19 protein-coding genes and 1 pseudogene are annotated in these 15,145 nt (G+C 44.4%); 16 read left to right on the top strand and 4 right to left on the bottom strand.

Translation table 11 applies throughout. The features are described from left to right. The first annotated feature begins 113 nt into the window (after nt 1-113). The 7 genes from EXT47_RS14595 (at nt 114) to EXT47_RS14620 (ending at nt 7,916) form a co-directional block, all read left to right on the top strand. Nucleotides 114-2,909, top strand: coding sequence for a TonB-dependent receptor (locus tag EXT47_RS14595; RefSeq protein ID WP_130126938.1), 2,796 nt, complete (start codon nt 114-116; stop codon nt 2,907-2,909). A gap of 85 nt (nt 2,910-2,994) precedes the next feature. Further along, the gene (locus EXT47_RS14600; RefSeq protein WP_240701619.1) at nt 2,995-4,341 is read left to right on the top strand and encodes a DUF5690 family protein; all 1,347 of its coding nucleotides are present in this window, start codon (nt 2,995-2,997) and stop codon (nt 4,339-4,341) included. A gap of 17 nt (nt 4,342-4,358) precedes the next feature. After that, entirely contained in the window at nt 4,359-5,168 is an 810-nt protein-coding gene (gene phnX / locus EXT47_RS14605) for a phosphonoacetaldehyde hydrolase (RefSeq protein ID WP_130126939.1), read from the top strand. Continuing rightward, nucleotides 5,168-6,586 carry an FAD-dependent oxidoreductase gene (locus EXT47_RS14610; protein WP_130126940.1) on the top strand — a complete coding sequence of 473 codons (1,419 nt, stop codon included), beginning with the start codon at nt 5,168-5,170 and terminating at the stop codon, nt 6,584-6,586. The genes phnX and EXT47_RS14610 overlap by 1 nt, the downstream gene beginning before the upstream one ends. After that, on the top strand, nt 6,583-6,837 hold the full coding sequence (locus tag EXT47_RS24065; RefSeq protein WP_240701620.1) for a hypothetical protein: 255 nt from the start codon (nt 6,583-6,585) through the stop codon (nt 6,835-6,837). The genes EXT47_RS14610 and EXT47_RS24065 overlap by 4 nt, the downstream gene beginning before the upstream one ends. 30 nt (nt 6,838-6,867) lie before the next feature. Next, nucleotides 6,868-7,131, top strand: coding sequence for a hypothetical protein (locus EXT47_RS24070; protein WP_240701621.1), 264 nt, complete (start codon nt 6,868-6,870; stop codon nt 7,129-7,131). Nucleotides 7,132-7,223: 92 nt separating this feature from the next. Then, nucleotides 7,224-7,916 carry a UTRA domain-containing protein gene (locus EXT47_RS14620; protein WP_130126941.1) on the top strand — a complete coding sequence of 231 codons (693 nt, stop codon included), beginning with the start codon at nt 7,224-7,226 and terminating at the stop codon, nt 7,914-7,916. A 70-nt stretch (nt 7,917-7,986) separates the two neighbouring features. Here the strand turns inward: EXT47_RS14620 and EXT47_RS14625 are convergent. Continuing rightward, nucleotides 7,987-8,121: pseudogene (locus EXT47_RS14625) on the bottom strand (transposase); the annotation flags it as partial. Between the two features lie 69 nt (nt 8,122-8,190). Between EXT47_RS14625 and EXT47_RS14630 the strand changes: the two are divergent. From EXT47_RS14630 to EXT47_RS24200, 9 genes are all read left to right on the top strand, one after another. Beyond that, on the top strand, nt 8,191-8,379 hold the full coding sequence (locus tag EXT47_RS14630) for a hypothetical protein (protein ID WP_130126942.1): 189 nt from the start codon (nt 8,191-8,193) through the stop codon (nt 8,377-8,379). A gap of 139 nt (nt 8,380-8,518) precedes the next feature. After that, on the top strand, nt 8,519-8,971 hold the full coding sequence (locus EXT47_RS14635; RefSeq protein ID WP_130126943.1) for a GIY-YIG nuclease family protein: 453 nt from the start codon (nt 8,519-8,521) through the stop codon (nt 8,969-8,971). Between the two features lie 238 nt (nt 8,972-9,209). Then, entirely contained in the window at nt 9,210-9,425 is a 216-nt protein-coding gene (locus EXT47_RS14640; protein ID WP_130126944.1) for a hypothetical protein, read from the top strand. A 24-nt stretch (nt 9,426-9,449) separates the two neighbouring features. After that, the gene (locus EXT47_RS14645; protein ID WP_130126945.1) at nt 9,450-9,935 is read left to right on the top strand and encodes a DUF1643 domain-containing protein; all 486 of its coding nucleotides are present in this window, start codon (nt 9,450-9,452) and stop codon (nt 9,933-9,935) included. Nucleotides 9,936-9,950: 15 nt separating this feature from the next. Beyond that, nucleotides 9,951-10,337 carry a hypothetical protein gene (locus tag EXT47_RS14650; protein WP_130126946.1) on the top strand — a complete coding sequence of 129 codons (387 nt, stop codon included), beginning with the start codon at nt 9,951-9,953 and terminating at the stop codon, nt 10,335-10,337. Nucleotides 10,338-10,366: 29 nt separating this feature from the next. Further along, nucleotides 10,367-10,828 carry a hypothetical protein gene (locus EXT47_RS14655; protein WP_130126947.1) on the top strand — a complete coding sequence of 154 codons (462 nt, stop codon included), beginning with the start codon at nt 10,367-10,369 and terminating at the stop codon, nt 10,826-10,828. A gap of 85 nt (nt 10,829-10,913) precedes the next feature. Further along, the gene (locus EXT47_RS14660) at nt 10,914-11,171 is read left to right on the top strand and encodes a hypothetical protein (protein ID WP_130126948.1); all 258 of its coding nucleotides are present in this window, start codon (nt 10,914-10,916) and stop codon (nt 11,169-11,171) included. 26 nt (nt 11,172-11,197) lie between these two features. Further along, nucleotides 11,198-11,620, top strand: a complete 423-nt coding sequence (locus EXT47_RS14665) for a DUF2513 domain-containing protein (protein ID WP_130126949.1) — start codon at nt 11,198-11,200, stop codon at nt 11,618-11,620. Next, entirely contained in the window at nt 11,621-11,746 is a 126-nt protein-coding gene (locus EXT47_RS24200; RefSeq protein ID WP_276319738.1) for a hypothetical protein, read from the top strand. Nucleotides 11,747-11,909: 163 nt separating this feature from the next. On the opposite strand, the gene phnW is transcribed toward EXT47_RS24200, so the two are convergent. From phnW to EXT47_RS14680, 3 genes are all read right to left on the bottom strand, one after another. Further along, the gene (phnW, locus tag EXT47_RS14670; RefSeq protein ID WP_130126950.1) at nt 11,910-13,016 is read right to left on the bottom strand and encodes a 2-aminoethylphosphonate--pyruvate transaminase; all 1,107 of its coding nucleotides are present in this window, start codon (nt 13,014-13,016) and stop codon (nt 11,910-11,912) included. A gap of 160 nt (nt 13,017-13,176) precedes the next feature. After that, entirely contained in the window at nt 13,177-14,190 is a 1,014-nt protein-coding gene (gene galE / locus EXT47_RS14675; protein WP_130126951.1) for a UDP-glucose 4-epimerase GalE, read from the bottom strand. A 60-nt stretch (nt 14,191-14,250) separates the two neighbouring features. Then, complete coding sequence (locus tag EXT47_RS14680; RefSeq protein WP_130126952.1) at nt 14,251-15,135, bottom strand: hypothetical protein; 885 nt, start codon at nt 15,133-15,135, stop codon at nt 14,251-14,253. Between the last annotated feature and the right edge of the window lie 10 nt (nt 15,136-15,145).

Consider the following 15,145-nt stretch of genomic DNA (forward strand, 5'->3'; position numbering starts at 1 on the left):
GCTAGTTAATTTTTCACCTTTGTGTCATCGGAATGTAAAAAACCGTCATTACTCTATCTGCAACAAACTGGACTAGACCAGAAAACTTAACCCAAACTTTTGAGAAAAGAGCAATGAAAAAACTAACCCAAATCGCTGCTGCCGTGTTACTCGCCACCAGTCCCAGCTTATATGCTGCGACAGGTAAACTTGTTGGTGTTGTAAAAGACCCACAAAGTAATCTATCTGGCGCTGTTATCTCAGTAAAAGGCCAAGATATATCCACTGTATCTGATTATCGTGGTCGCTTTGAACTGCCAAAACTGGATGCCGGTCGCTACACCTTAGTCGTGAAGTATATGGGTTATCAGGAAACTGAACTACAGGTAGAAGTGGCTGATGGCAAAGTCACTACATTGTCTCCAATCTTATTAAACCATCAACAAGCGATGGAAGAAGTGGTCACAGTTGGGCAAATCTTCCGTGGCGAAATGGCCGCAGCAAATAACCAAAAAAATGCCAGTAATATCAAAAGTATCATTTCTGCCGATGGGATTGGTAAGTTACCAGATAGAAATGCCGCTGAAGCCGTGCAACGTATTCCAGGTGTGTCGATAGAGCGTGACCAAGGTGAAGGCCGTTTTGTTGCAGTGCGTGGTTTACCGTCACAATGGAGCTCGGCCAGCATCAACGGTAACCGCCTTCCAACCGCTGAAGAGGAAACCACCAGCCGCGCTACTGCGTTCGACTTTTTTCCAAGCGAATTGATTGAATTTGTGGAAGTGTCTAAAGCTATCACCCCTGACATGGAAGGCGATGCGATTGGCGGTAATGTTAATTTCGTGACCAAAAAAGGCGCTGACGACTTTATCCTCAAAACCAATTTTGCTGTGGGTCAAAACGAACTGGCCGATGGCACAAACTATTCTGCCAATGTAGTGTACGGCGACCGTCTACTCGACGACAAGCTAGGTTTTATCATTAATGCCACAGCTTGGCAGCGTGATTGGGCAACGGATAACTATGAGCCACGCCGGGGTAACGATGGCTTGGGCATTTACCGCTTAGAGCTGCGTGATTATACGGGAACCCGTGAAACCTACGGCTTAAATGGCTCGCTGGAATATCAACTTGAAAACGGCACGCTCAGCGCCAGCGCCCTATATGGCACACTGATTGATGATGAAACCCACTATAAGCACAGGCTACGTTTTGATAAAAACCGTGCTGAGCTGCAGCATATTCGCAACGAACTCATCACCGAAATGCAAGGCTTTGAAATTGCAGGTGAACATGACTTTGGCTTTGATAAGACGCTCTCTTGGCAAATAGCGACCTACGAAAATGAGTTTCGCTATGGCGACAAACCCAACAGTGAAGACAACAGCTATTTTGTCGCTCGTTTTGATCAAAAAGAGGTAGGATATATTGGACTTGAAGACCGCGATACCGGTAAAAATTATGCCTACAACCAAGTAGACGGCGGCAGCGATCCTTGGAACGCCATTAGCAATCACTTCCCCTCAGGCTTTACACTAGATCCAAACAAAATGGGCTTATCTTGGGTTGAGCTATACAAGGTCTACGTCAACGAAAAAGACAGACTGGTAGCCAATGCCGACTTTGACTGGCAATACAATAACCAGTTAGCCGTTAAGTTTGGGGCAAAATACCGCGATAAAGTCCGTAAAGCTGACTTTGCCGATGAGTTTTACGCGTGGGACAGCGAACAATATGGCGCAGCGCCAACGCTTGCAGACTTTACCTTAAGCGATCAACCCGGTCGCAGCGATTACTTAAGCGAAGCCAAGTTTGATTATCGCACGCAGTTGTCGCAGGTGGCTTCCACCGATGCTCTTGCTCAGTTTTGGACGCAAAATCGCAATAAGTTCAAGCTAGATGCGGGTGAATCAGCACTCATCAGCAACGGTGGAGCGCTGGGCAGAAACTTCGATGTTGAAGAAACCCACGCCTCGCTCTACGGTATGGCAACTTACCAAGCCAGCGACAACTGGGAAGTATTAGGTGGCTTACGCGTTACCCGCACCGATACCGAAGTGTCTGGTTACACTTATTTAGCCGACGAAGACAAAGTTGTTGATACCACCAACAGCAATGATTATTGGTCAATATTACCTGCACTACATGTTACCTATCGTGCCAATGACGATACCAATTATCGCCTCGCACTAACTCGCACCTTTGCCCGCCCTGACTTTGGTTCGTTAACACCAGGCGCAACTTACCTTGAGCAGGACAACCAGCTTAACTCAGGAAACCCAGCGCTCGACCCTACCTACTCAAATAATCTCGACTTGATGGTGGAACATTACTTTGACCGCGTTGGTTTGGTCTCTGCGGGGGTATTCTACAAAGATATCCAAGACCCAATCTTCCAAGCCACCAGCGTTGGCAATTACAACAACAAGCAAGGCGTGACCATCATCCGTCCTGAAAACGGCGATAGCGCTTGGCTTGCGGGCATTGAGCTGGCGTTTAACCGCGACCTTGGTTTTATTTCTGACAGGTTGAGCAACTTTGGGGTAATGACCAATGCGACCTTTATGGATTCTGAAATGCAGATCCCTGAGCGCACAGAAAAGGTTGCCATTCCACGTCAGGCCAATGAGCTGTACAACTTTACGCTGTATTACGACAACACCCGCTTTGCAGCTCGAATAGCGCTTAATCATAAAGGTACTTATATCGAAGAGCACGGTGGCGATAGCCAATCGGATAGCTACTATGGTGCCAATACCAGCGTCGACTTTACAACGTCATACCAACTTAACGAACAAACGTTAGTTTACCTAGAGCTGAGTAACCTCACCAATGAAGCATTGCAGTACTACCAAGGTGAGCAAGGTCGTCCATTACAGGTGGAATACTATGGTATCCGCGGCATGGTCGGCATTAACTACCAGTTTTAATACCAATTCACTTGATTAAGCCGATTGGTATACACCGGTTGACGGGCAATCCACAAAGGATTGCCCTCGAATTACCGAGGATCCTATGATGTTGCAGATCACCCTATTTAACGCCCGCCCGCGCTGGCTAAAAGACGCCCAAGGTATCGGCTTTGTGCTATTTGCCGCGACCAGTGCGTTTATGACTTACTTTTGTATGTACGCCTTTCGTAAGCCATTTTCGGTCAATACCTATGAAGCCTTTGATGACCCAAGTTGGGTTGTTAGCTTTAAAATTGCCCTGATCCTTTCGCAAGTGTTTGGCTACCTATGCGCGAAATTTATCGGCGTTAAAGTGATTGCTGAAATGCATCATCATTATCGCGGTCGTGCGATTTTGGCCATGATTTTAGCCGCCGAGCTCGCACTGGTGCTATTTGCCATTACTCCTACGGGCTGGAATCTGGTTTGGCTGTTTGCCAATGGCCTCTCCCTTGGCATGATCTGGGGTTTGGTTTTTAGCTTTTTAGAAGGTCGTAAAACCACTGAAATCTTAGGTGCGGTACTCAGCGTGACTTTTATTCTAGCCTCTGGATTAGTCAGAACTGTGGGCAAATGGCTGGTGAGTGAACTCAATGTGCCTGAACTGTGGATGCCAGCGGCAACCGGGGCGATTTTTCTGCCGCTGCTTGTACTTAGCGTTGCTTGTCTCAATAGCATTCCTGAACCTACACAAGAAGATGAACAATTACGACAAAAGCGCGCGCCAATGGATGGCAAAGCACGGCTGGCGTTTTTTAAACAGTATTGGTTTGGAATAACCGTGCTGGTGCTTAGCTTTTTACTCTTTACCGGCTTTCGTGACTTTAGAGATAACTTCTCAGCCGAGATCTGGCAGGCCTTAGGGTATGGGCAAGAACCCGCCATTTTTGCTTATGCCGGGATCCGCATCGCCTTTATCGTGCTCATTGCGCTTGCCGCTTTGGTGTTAATTAAAAATAACCGCATCGCATTTTTTGCCAACCATGGCTTTGTCTTACTCGGGGCTGCACTGCTGGCTGGTAGTACGTATTTATACCAAACCCAAAGTCTCGATCCTAAAACTTGGATGGTACTACTCGGGGCTGGTCTTTATATCAGTTATATCCCCTATAACTGCTTTTTGTTTGACCGCATGATCTCAGCAGTTGGCTCGACTGCGAACGCCGGTTTTTTGATTTATCTGGCGGATTCGGCGGGCTACATCGGCTCAGTGGGCATTTTGCTCTATAAAACTTTTGCCACACCTGAGCTCAGTTGGCTGCACTTTTTTACCATGGCCTGCTACTGGGTAGCGTTTATCGCAAGCGCCCTCGTAGTGAGTTCAATTATTTATTTTGCCGTGAAATTAAAGCGACCACGTAAGGCGTCAACGCAACTACGCGCCACGGCACTTTCATCACATATTTCCTAGCTAGGAGTCTTTGCAACATGAAACACATTGAAGCGTTAATTTTGGATTGGGCTGGTACTGTGGTCGACTATGGTTCGATTGCCCCTACCAGTATTTTTGTTGAAGCATTTAAGCAAGCGTATCAATTTGATATTTCCTTGGCTGAAGCGCGCGGTCCGATGGGAATGGGTAAATGGGATCACATTAATACCTTGCTACAAATGGAGAGTGTCCGCACCCGCTGGATAACGCAATTTGGTCAGGCACCGAGTACGGCAGATGTTGACCATATTTATCAAACCTTTATGCCGCTCCAACAAGCAAAAGTCGCCGACCGAGCTGCCCCCATTCCGGGCGTGCTTGCGGTGATCAAACGATTACAACAACAAGGCGTTAAGATTGGCACTTGTTCTGGGTATCCCAAGCCTGTGATGGACGTACTAGTGCCTGCCGCTGCCGACTATGGTTATCAGCCAGATTGTGTGGTTGCCAGTGATGAATGTGCAGCAGGCTCTCGCCCAGGTCCCTGGATGGCGTTAGAAAACGTGCAAAGACTTGGGATTAATCGCGTATCAGGATGCGTAAAAGTCGATGATTCCGCGCCGGGAATAAGCGAAGGGTTAAACGCTGGTATGTGGACCGTAGGACTTGCGTTAACGGGTAATGCGGTGGGGCTTAGCGAAGAAGAATGGACGGCGCTTGGTCACGAAGAGCAAAGTGCACATTCCCTTAATGCTTATCAGCAGCTTGGAGAAGCCGGTGCGCATTATGTGATTGATTCACTAGCCGACATCGAAATGGTCTTGGTGGATATTTCTGCTCGTATCGCCCGTGGAGAGCGCCCGTAATGCGTTTTCAGCCTTTTTGGTTTGATGAAGCAATCACTCAAGCCGATATTGAAGCCGCAGCCAGCGCGCCGCCTCATGGCGCGTTAGATACCCAAGTTTGTATCATAGGTGGCGGCTTTACTGGCCTTTGGACAGCCATAACGCTGAAAAAGCAAAAACCTGAGCTGAATATCGCCATCATTGAAAAAGACCTCTGCGGGCAAGGTGCTTCAGGTCGAAATGGCGGAGCTATGCTGACATGGTCAACTAAGTTTGCCAGCTTAATTAAAGAGTTTGGCTTAGAACAAGCCTGCTTTTTAGTGCGCCAGTCGGAGCAAGCTGTTCATGATATTAAAGCCTTTACCAGTAAACACGAGATTGAATGTGATTGCCGCGTTGATGGTACTTACTATACGGCTTCAAATCTCAGCCAGCGTAATGCCTTTGGCCCCATTACCACCCTACTTGAGCAACACCAACTTAATGCGTGGCAAACACTGGATAAAGCGCAGTTGCAAGCAACCGGCTCTAATGCCAACCTTGCTGGAATTTACTCCCCCCACGGGGGTAGTGTTCAACCCGCCAAGCTTGTGCGTGGACTGATGAAGGTGGCAAAAAAACTTGGGGTCAAAGTATTTGAACACACCCGCTACCAAAAGCACCAAGGCCAAGACACGCTAACTATTACCACAGACAAAGGCGAGATCAGAGCCAATCAGCTGGTATTTGCCGTTAACGCTTGGCTGCCAAGCTTATTGCCGCAGTTTTCTCGCAGTGTGGTGTTGGTTTCGAGCGATATGGCGATCACCACACCAGCGCCTGAAAAGCTTGCGGCAATAGGGCTGAACCACGGTGCTCCGGTGATTGATGCACGCATTTTTGTGAATTACTACCGCACCACCTCAAGCGGTCGATTAATGCTTGGCAAAGGCGGAAATTATTTTAGTTTCAATAACCAAGTGAGAGACACCTTTCACCGTGCTAGCCGCTATCAAGCGATTCTTGAACGCTCATTTAGCCATTTCTTTGCACATCACCAGCTCGAGATAGACAGAACTTGGACCGGCCCCTCAGACCGAAGTGTCTCTGGTATGCCTTTCTTTGGTCACTTAAATGGTCAAGCCAATGTGTTTTATGGCAGCGGTTACTCAGGCAACGGCGTGGTGCAATCCTATTTAGGTGGACAAATCTTAGCAAGCCTTCTGCTTAATCAACATAACGACTGGCGTCACTGCGCCTTGGTCAACCAAACGCTTAAACAGTTTCCCGTCGAGCCACTTCGCACCGCGGGGGCCTTATTGGTGAGAAATGCCATTCGCCGTAAAGAAAGCGCTGAGGATAACAACACGCCACCGCATAAACTCGATGTTTGGCTAAGCAAGCTTAGTGGCAGCGCAGCAAAATTAGATCCGAACGTGAAGCAGGAGTATATAAAGTGAATGCCATCGCACAAATAAAACAGCTATTCGAGCAATATGGTCACGCCACCTATGACGAGGCATGTAGCCAAATTTACCATGCCGAGCAATGCGCTACCCTCGCGAAAGAAAATGGTTATGATCAAGCGACCCAAATCGCTGCATTTTTACATGATATTGGCCATTTTGTTGCTCAGTCTCAGAATAACCCCGACTTTACCCCGCAGGGATATAGCAATCATGGCAATTTAGGGGCAGATCACTTAACCTAGCTTGGCTTTGACCGCGCGGTGACAATACTGGTGCGCAAACACGTAGATGCGAAACGCTATCTGGTCAGTATGGATGAGAAGTATTACCAAACGCTCTCTCCTGCCAGCCAATTAACGCTAACAAGACAAGGCGGAAAGATGAGCAGCGAAGAACTTGCGGCATTCTCCAAGCTGCCTGAATTGGACGCCATTATCGCGCTGCGTCGCTTTGATGATTTAGGGAAAGATCCGAGTTTAGCCGTTTTGCCGAGTAGCTATTGGTTTAGCCAAATAGAAGCCTACTTGGCGAATTAGGCCAATCTGAGTTTACAAGTCTCAAATTATAAATATTTATCCTGTCATAAAACGATAGTAAGCTTGTCACAAAAGGTTTTATCAACTCAATTATGCTGCTTTATCAACGTATTCGAAACCATATCCAAGCGCTGCTAGCCGCTGGCAGCATGATGCCCGGTGCCAAGTTGCCTTCAGAGCGTGCGCTGCAAGAAACATTTAGCTCAACACGGATCACCGTCCGTGAAGCCCTAGCACGGCTAGAAGCCGAAGGACTTATCTTTAGCCAAAAGCGTCGCGGCTGGTTTGTCACCCCGGAAAAGCTCAAATGGCATCCAGCTAAAAAAGTGAACTTTAACCACCTTGCCATTGAACAAGGCTTTACACCAACAACTCAAGTAGTGGCAATTAATGCCCCTTCCACAGAGCCCGAGTTTAGCCACTCTCATTTTGACGGCCAGCCGGTGTATGAACTAACCCGAGTACGCGCGTTAGATGGTCGCGCAATAATGATGGAACAGATCTATTGTGCAGCCGAACGTTTTGCCGACTTACACAACCAACCGCTGGATGGTTCTATCACGGATGTGATGTCGACCCACTACCAAGTTGATGTCAGCTTTGAACAGTGTGTAATAAGCGTCACCGTACTACCCGATGACGTTGCCGACAAACTAGAAAAGAATAGTGGCGCACCTTGTTTAAAGGTACTGCGCGCCCGCTATGACGCCGAGCAAGCATTAGTGGATTACAATATTGAATATTGGCTCCATGACGCCATAGAAATGATTGTTGAAGGCGTGTAACCCCCCATACCCGTAGGTCGTGCTTTAGCACGACAACCTTTCCGCATATATCTTCACGAAGTGCGGCACAATCACGGCGGTGTTCGTATGATTTTCCGGTAAATTTATCTTTACCGCACAGAATGGCACGCCTTACGCAACGAGAGATACAGTGGTAGTATTTGGTGTCGGTTTAACTGATTTGTCTTTTACGGGCAGTAGCCATAGTTTGGTTTCCTCAATCCTTTGAGTGCAGAATTAGAGTTTAGGCGGCATCTTAGAGAGGTGCAAATTAGTGGTGGGTGTCAGCGATTTACTGTTGTGGTGGGTGCGTGGTTTAACTTGTGCTAAAGAAGCGCTATCTTGGCTCGCAATGTACCACTCAGCAATGAATGAAGATAAGTCTCGTTATGATCCTTATGCTCAGCAACCATTTTCATACTGGGTAATTCTTTGCCCAGAAATTTCACATCATCAAAGCTAATTGGAATACGAGAGTGGATGAGTCTTTAATTAGAATTTTAATGGTCACAGCTATTTCTATCATTTTTAAATGATATTGGAATAAGGTGTCCACCGGTGGACACCAACTAAGAATCACATATTGGAATGACGAGGGCGGCATGGACAATATACATATTTTAGAAACTGGATACCTCTATATTTTTAGAGATTTGGTAAGCGACAATTTAATAAAAGTCGGTTTGAGCTCAGATCCCTTTAGGCGATTAAAGGAACTTGCGGCAAGTACTAGTGCCCCCGCATCTATGTCCCCATGTTATATTTGGTTGGTGGATGACATGAGAAGAGCTGAAGCATTAATTCATGCCTATTTACATAAACATCGAATAAATGAAAGAAGAGAGTACTTTTATATCTCAATCCCTGAACACTTCGAAGACCCATCACATCTGTCTCGCAGTGAACTTACAAGTAGGCTATATGGACTAGCTGAGAGCATTGATGATGCTCTTTATTATGAAGGTTTTTCAGCTAGGTTAGTTGATATAGATGAATTATATGAGCGATATAAAAACCGAATAAAAATGTTTCCAGAGGGAGTGAGAGGGTTTTGATCTATTGCTGAATAGGAAAAAACTAACTTTAAGGATAAATGATGGACGAAAATAAAGAACCTGTTTGGGCTGCATCGTGTATGAATTGCGGTTTTGATAAAAGCTATGCTGAAGAGGAAAATACTCCAGAATCCTGTCCAAAGTGTGGTGAACATAAAAATTTTGACATAGTACATTTACCATCACTCTATGAGTAAATTGGTAGCTGGATTGGCAAACAAAATAAGGAATTAGTTAAATGGCTAGAGATACGTTAAGTAATAAAGACCACGAAGATATGGACGCTTTTATCGGAGCAATTATTGATGACTACAAAAATGGTTCACTTTCAAAACAAGCCTTAGTGTCTGGTTTAGGTCATGTCATTGCAGCTATTGATCTTGGCAATCATGATGAAGCTCGAAAATGGTTCAAAGAAGGTCGTAAATTTATTAAAAATACATTGAACGATTGATATTGGAAAAACAGAGAGGCAATTATGTTGGCACAGCTCAGTTCATGCCGAACTTATAGATATAAGCTTTATCGTGATGTTAACGCTTTAGGTGATAAGGTGATTGCATATTTTGGTATCAACCCAAGTACGGCTGATGAAAGCACGGATGATGCGACTGTTAGAAAGTGGCGCGGGTTTACTGAAAGAGCAAACGGAAAAACATTTATTGTGGGTAATGTTTTTGGTTATAGAGCTACCGATGTCAACGAGCTAGCCAAAGTGCATGATCCTGTAGGTCTAGAAAACCAAAAACACATTCTAGATGTGATAGATGAAGCTGATATTCTTGTTCCCTGTTGGGGTAGCAGAAAGAAGCTCCCCAAAGAATTATGGGATAATTTAGATAATTTCATGTCAATACTACTCCAATCAGGTAAGCCAGTTTATTGTTTTGGCAAAACGGCAAGTGGTGACCCAAAACATCCTCTGATGTTGGGTTATGACACCAAATTAGTGATATGGGAATAACTTTAGGGAGTTAGCATGGCAGATGTTAAAGATAAGACTGAAGCTGATTTTAATAGCGCCAAAGTGAAATATGATTCATACACAAAAATATTTTTTTGGGTGGTTTTTGGATTTCATATTTTAGTATTCGGTCTCTTTGGTTACATGGATATTTACAATAAATCTCACGGTGACTTCTTTCCTAGAAGTGGTGCGTTAAATACTGCGGTACTTCTATTTGTTGATTTTTTTCTACTCCGCTTTAATGAAAAAGCCAAGACTGAAGCAAAAACAGGAGGTTCTTGGGGTGGAAAGATTGCAGTTGATATTATTTTCAAATTCACTGAATCAATCAAATTGCTAAGCGCTGTATTTATATCGTTCAACACCCTAGTGTGGGGTTTTGGTGATAAAATTTTTTGATATTGGAATGGCTATTAGGAGTCTCAATTATGAGCAAAAAGCTGACAAAGCTAGAATTTGAAGAATGGTGCAGCAATGAGAAGGTCGAAAATTACTCTGATAAGAAATATATTCACTCCGCATTTTCTGCGACAGCATTTGCGTTAATCATAACAGCATCAAATTTTGCTGTATCACACCCAAATTTGTCGGATAAAATCGAGCTAGTAATTATTATTTCTTTGCTATGTATTACGGTAAATGGGTTTTTCACTTTCTGCTATTCAAGTAAAAAACTACTTTCTAAATTTCTGTATTGGATTGGATACAATAAAAAGAAAGCTAACTTGATTGTTGCATGCGGCCTGCTTTTCACGTTGGGTTCTCTATTTAGCTTTTTACATTTGCTAAGTGATAAGGTTGCCACTTATGGATATATATTCCTATTAGTATTTTTGTCATTGGTGGGACTTATTAGCTCATTTTATCGGAGAAAATTTGGAAATTATTGAGCAGAGATTAGAGCGTTTTCATGCTGAATAATCAGATTTTGAGTCTGAATACGCTTAGGTGGAATGAATACCGTTAAGGACATTTATGGTCAGTAAAGCATACAGGGAGGGACTAAGTGCAAAAAGTTTATATGACTGTCCCTATAATAAAGCATCAGATGAATACAATGATTTTGAACGTGGGTTTGTTCAAATGTTAAAGCGTACTCCAGATCACTTCTTTAGGAATGAATCAGGCCCTATTGGCGAACCATCTCCCTATCATAATTTACGAGGCAGTCAATTACTGGATGAAAAACCGCCTTGGAAGGGCAAATCGTATGCAGAAGCACGAAAAAAGTAACTTTTTTGGGGATTGGAATATAGAATATGAAAGTAGATTTGGATTATATAAAAGAAACTCTTGCTTATTTCATTGAGTCTGAAAAGCCATTTGTTTCGGTACCTGAATTGGTAGAAAGTGTGGGGAATAAGTGTTTAGACGAACGTTTTATTTTCCATTACTCACTTTTAGTCGAGAACAACCTAGTAAGTCGGTGGGATCTAGAAACTGGCTCTCTATCTTTTATGGGCATCTCACGTCATGAACATGGGCCAAGTTATGTGAATACTGAAGTTAGGTTAACCCAGAATGGTCATGATTTTTCCTACGCATTAAACAAGCGAGAGGTTTTTGAAAAGCTAAAAAGTGAGCTTAAAGACGCACCGTTTAAAGTTATCTTTGAGGGGAGTCAAAAGTTATTGCAGCATTTTGCCAAAAAGAAGCTCGACAACATTCTGAAAGAAGATTGAATGGTCAATAACTGCATTGGAATACGTACCATTGCTTACGCGGCGTTTATTACATACACCAGAGACTTTCCAGCTTCTGTTAGCAATGCGATGATCTGTGATTTGGTAAAACGTGATTTTTCTTAGTTAGCCTCCTGTTTTAATGAGTGCAGAATCATTTTATGGGAAGGTGACAGCCCAGATTAGGCCATCGTTAACACAATTGAAGATTCGCTACTCATTTATTTAGCTAAAGGGGTGTAACCCCCTTTTACCCATCGCCGCGTAAAGCGCCTCCTGCCCTAACGGTTTACCAGTATTTTGCTTGTGCGATAGCTTCTAGTAGTCCGCTAATGTCTGCGGCATACACTTCGCCAATATTACCGATCCTAAAGCAATCTGCGTTTGATACCTTGCCGGGGTAAATCACATATCCTTTTTGCTTTAATGCTTCATAAAAGCGCTTAAACTCATAGCTTTCGTCACTTGGTGAATAAAAAGAAGTGATAATAGGTGAGTGCATGGCTTCTGGTAACAAGGCTTCAAAACCAAGGGCTTTCATGCCGCTAACGAGTTGTTTTTGATTTTCGCTGTAGCGCTTAAATCGTGCAGAAGCGCCTCCCTCTTGCGCCAATTCTTCCAGTGCTTTGGCAAAAGCCCTGACAACATGCGTTGGCGAGGTAAAACGCCATTTACCATGATGATTTTCCATGGTTTTCCACTGGGCGTGAAGATCCAGCGAGAGTGAACGTGCTTGTCCTTCAGAGGCAACCAGCAGCGCCGTTTTTGCGATCACAAAGCCAAAACCCGGGACACCTTGAATACACTTATTTGCCGAGCTAATGAGGATATCAATTTGCCACTCATGCATATCCATCTCAATGCCGCCAAAACTGCTCATGGCATCAAGGATCATTACTTTGTTGTGATGTTTCGCAAGCTCCGCTACGCGTTTAGCCGGGTTCAGCATCCCCGTTGTGGTTTCGCAGTGTACCATTGCTACGTGGGTGATCTCAGGGTGTTGCTCAAGCGCTTGTGAGATCTGCTCTAGTTGTGGCAATTCGGTTTCAACAAAGTTGAGCGCTATTACATTAATATTTAGATAATTGGCTATCTCAATAATACGCGCACCATAAGCACCATTATTAATAACCAGTAAAGTGCCAGACTTAGGAATAAAAGTTCCAATAGCCGCCTCTACACTTGCTGTACCACTGCCCTGCATTAAGGTTGCGCTGTAGTCACTGCGATACTGCGGATCTGCAACCGCAATTTCACAAAGCTGCTTGCGAATAACTTGCACCACACCTTGGTTATATTCATCATCCCAAGTACACCAGTCTTGCAACATGGCTTCTTTCACGGTGTGAGAGGTACTGAGCGGGCCTGGTGTCAGGAGTAAATAATTGTTGTTCATAACTTGCCTTTAATCTGGTCTATACCAGAATATTTAACCGAGTTTAGGTGACAACGGCATGACAGTTTTATGAAACTAAGATTGATGTAGTAATGATGTTCAATGAAGCCTCGCCTTTACCCTAAATGGCAAAGGCGAAGAGAAGCAACAGAGGCTCTGGTTATTTATACCCATTTGGATTATTGCTTTGCCAGCGCCATGTATCTTGCATCATGGCATCCAGACCACGCTCTGCATGCCAGCCTAATTCAGATTTGGCTTTTTCAGGCGCAGCGTAACAGGCGGCAATGTCGCCATCGCGACGTGGTTTAATGTCATAGGGTATAGCTTTGCCCGCTGCCTTTTCAAACGCGGTAACCATCTCTAGTACCGAGTAACCATTGCCGGTACCTAAGTTATAGATATGTGTGCCTGTTGCTACTGCGATTTTCTCAAGTGCTTTTAAATGGCCAATAGCAAGGTCAACCACGTGAATGTAATCTCTCACGCCTGTGCCGTCTTTGGTGTCATAGTCGTCGCCAAAGACGCCTAAACTCGCCAGTTTACCAACAGCAACCTGTGAGATGTAGGGCAGTAAGTTATTGGGAATACCATTTGGGTCTTCACCAATTAGCCCCGACTCGTGTGCACCAACCGGATTAAAGTAACGCAAAATAGCAAAGGCCCAACGCGGGTCTGATTTAGCGACATCCTGTAGTAGCATTTCAACCATCAGCTTTGACGTACCATAAGGATTGGTTGTGCCACCAACAGGGAAATCTTCACGAATAGGAAGACTGGCAGGATCTCCATATACCGTAGCTGACGAGCTAAAAACTAGCTTAAATACATTAGCATCACGCATTGCATCAAGGAGCGTCAACGTACCTTGGACGTTGTTTTGATAATACTCGATTGGCTTTTGAACCGACTCTCCTACGGCTTTTAAGCCTGCAAAGTGGATCACTTCTTCAATATCATATTGCGCAAATACACTATCAAGAAATGCCTTATCAAGAATATCACCTTGATGAAATGCAGCTTCCTTTCCTACTATCTCAGCAACTCTATGTAATGAAGTCTGCTGAGAATTGCTTAGATTATCTACGACCACTACCTTTTTGCCTTGCTGTAGCAGCTCTAATACAGTGTGAGAGCCAATATAGCCTGCACCACCTGTTACGAGAATCGTCATATCTATTCCTATGGTTGTTGTCTATGCATTGCATTTAACATGCAATTTAATATATCGCTATCAATCTTCGCTGTGGCATACAAATGCCAGCTTGTTATCAAAAAAGCTCAAGCGAGAGATCGAAGTCTGACAGTAACTTCTTAAGTTTCTTAATAAGTGGACTTTTTTAGGCGCATTTAAATCCCGGTAATAAATCTTGTTATCCAATGAGTACGCCACTTTATTATCATCCAACCAGGTATAATCTTGCACTTGACTGGGAAGAGCAAAAAATCGCTGAATATGATCGCTCTCTCTGTGGTAGGTTGCGAACCACATCAAGCCATTGACTTGATAAGTAAAAGCAAACACGTCACGCGCACGGTTGTAAGACAAAGTTCGGCCAATATCTTCGGCAAGAATTTGTGGTAAATGACCGTTAATATCTGTGTACTGTAAGGTATGCGGAGCACTTTCAGTCGCACCTAAAATAAACATAATCAGATCTTGGTTGCTCCCCCAAGCATGATACCCCACAGGTTCAATATGCTCAAAAACACGACTTGGTTTTGTAGCCTGACCAAACGGATAAAACCACAACTTTTGCTTACCGGATCCCTCAACCACAATCGTCGTTAACCCTTCCCCATTCGGATGCAGTGTGGGTGAGTATTCTGAGACAGGAGATTGCGTGAGGTTGGTTGTGTTTTGGCTTTGAAAGTCGTAAAAAAACAGATCCGTTTGGCTATTGCCATCAGCGCTTACTTCCGCGGTATAGTAAACCCCAGAATCAGTCACTAGTGGTTGATTAAAATATGCGGTGTTTTCGGTAATTGGTTTAGCACTGAAATGTTCACCTAATTCAGCTAGCCAAATTTGGCTCTTGGGCATGGCTGAATAAGCCGGTAAACAGGACGCGAAAGCGAATAGACAAACGGCGAGCTTCACACGCATTGAAATGGACATGGACGTTCCT

The sequence above is a fragment of the Pseudoalteromonas sp. CO342X genome (genome assembly GCF_004208915.1).
GTDB classification, from domain to species: domain Bacteria; phylum Pseudomonadota; class Gammaproteobacteria; order Enterobacterales; family Alteromonadaceae; genus Pseudoalteromonas; species Pseudoalteromonas maricaloris.

Bases quoted from the DNA above. Each gene is read 5' to 3' on its own strand.
- EXT47_RS14640 (WP_130126944.1), top strand. From the start codon at position 9,210: ATGGCTAGAGATACGTTAAGTAATAAAGACCACGAAGATATGGACGCT.
- EXT47_RS14650 (WP_130126946.1), top strand. From the start codon at position 9,951: ATGGCAGATGTTAAAGATAAGACTGAAGCTGATTTTAATAGCGCCAAA.
- EXT47_RS14595 (WP_130126938.1), top strand. From the start codon at position 114: ATGAAAAAACTAACCCAAATCGCTGCTGCCGTGTTACTCGCCACCAGT.
- EXT47_RS14665 (WP_130126949.1), top strand. From the start codon at position 11,198: ATGAAAGTAGATTTGGATTATATAAAAGAAACTCTTGCTTATTTCATT.
- EXT47_RS14620 (WP_130126941.1), top strand. From the start codon at position 7,224: ATGCTGCTTTATCAACGTATTCGAAACCATATCCAAGCGCTGCTAGCC.
- EXT47_RS24200 (WP_276319738.1), top strand. From the start codon at position 11,621: ATGGTCAATAACTGCATTGGAATACGTACCATTGCTTACGCGGCGTTT.
- phnX (WP_130126939.1), top strand. From the start codon at position 4,359: ATGAAACACATTGAAGCGTTAATTTTGGATTGGGCTGGTACTGTGGTC.
- phnW (WP_130126950.1), bottom strand. From the start codon at position 13,016: ATGAACAACAATTATTTACTCCTGACACCAGGCCCGCTCAGTACCTCT.
- EXT47_RS14655 (WP_130126947.1), top strand. From the start codon at position 10,367: ATGAGCAAAAAGCTGACAAAGCTAGAATTTGAAGAATGGTGCAGCAAT.
- EXT47_RS14600 (WP_240701619.1), top strand. From the start codon at position 2,995: ATGATGTTGCAGATCACCCTATTTAACGCCCGCCCGCGCTGGCTAAAA.
- EXT47_RS14660 (WP_130126948.1), top strand. From the start codon at position 10,914: ATGGTCAGTAAAGCATACAGGGAGGGACTAAGTGCAAAAAGTTTATAT.
- EXT47_RS14680 (WP_130126952.1), bottom strand. From the start codon at position 15,135: ATGTCCATTTCAATGCGTGTGAAGCTCGCCGTTTGTCTATTCGCTTTC.
- EXT47_RS14645 (WP_130126945.1), top strand. From the start codon at position 9,450: ATGTTGGCACAGCTCAGTTCATGCCGAACTTATAGATATAAGCTTTAT.
- EXT47_RS14610 (WP_130126940.1), top strand. From the start codon at position 5,168: ATGCGTTTTCAGCCTTTTTGGTTTGATGAAGCAATCACTCAAGCCGAT.
- EXT47_RS14635 (WP_130126943.1), top strand. From the start codon at position 8,519: ATGGACAATATACATATTTTAGAAACTGGATACCTCTATATTTTTAGA.
- galE (WP_130126951.1), bottom strand. From the start codon at position 14,190: ATGACGATTCTCGTAACAGGTGGTGCAGGCTATATTGGCTCTCACACT.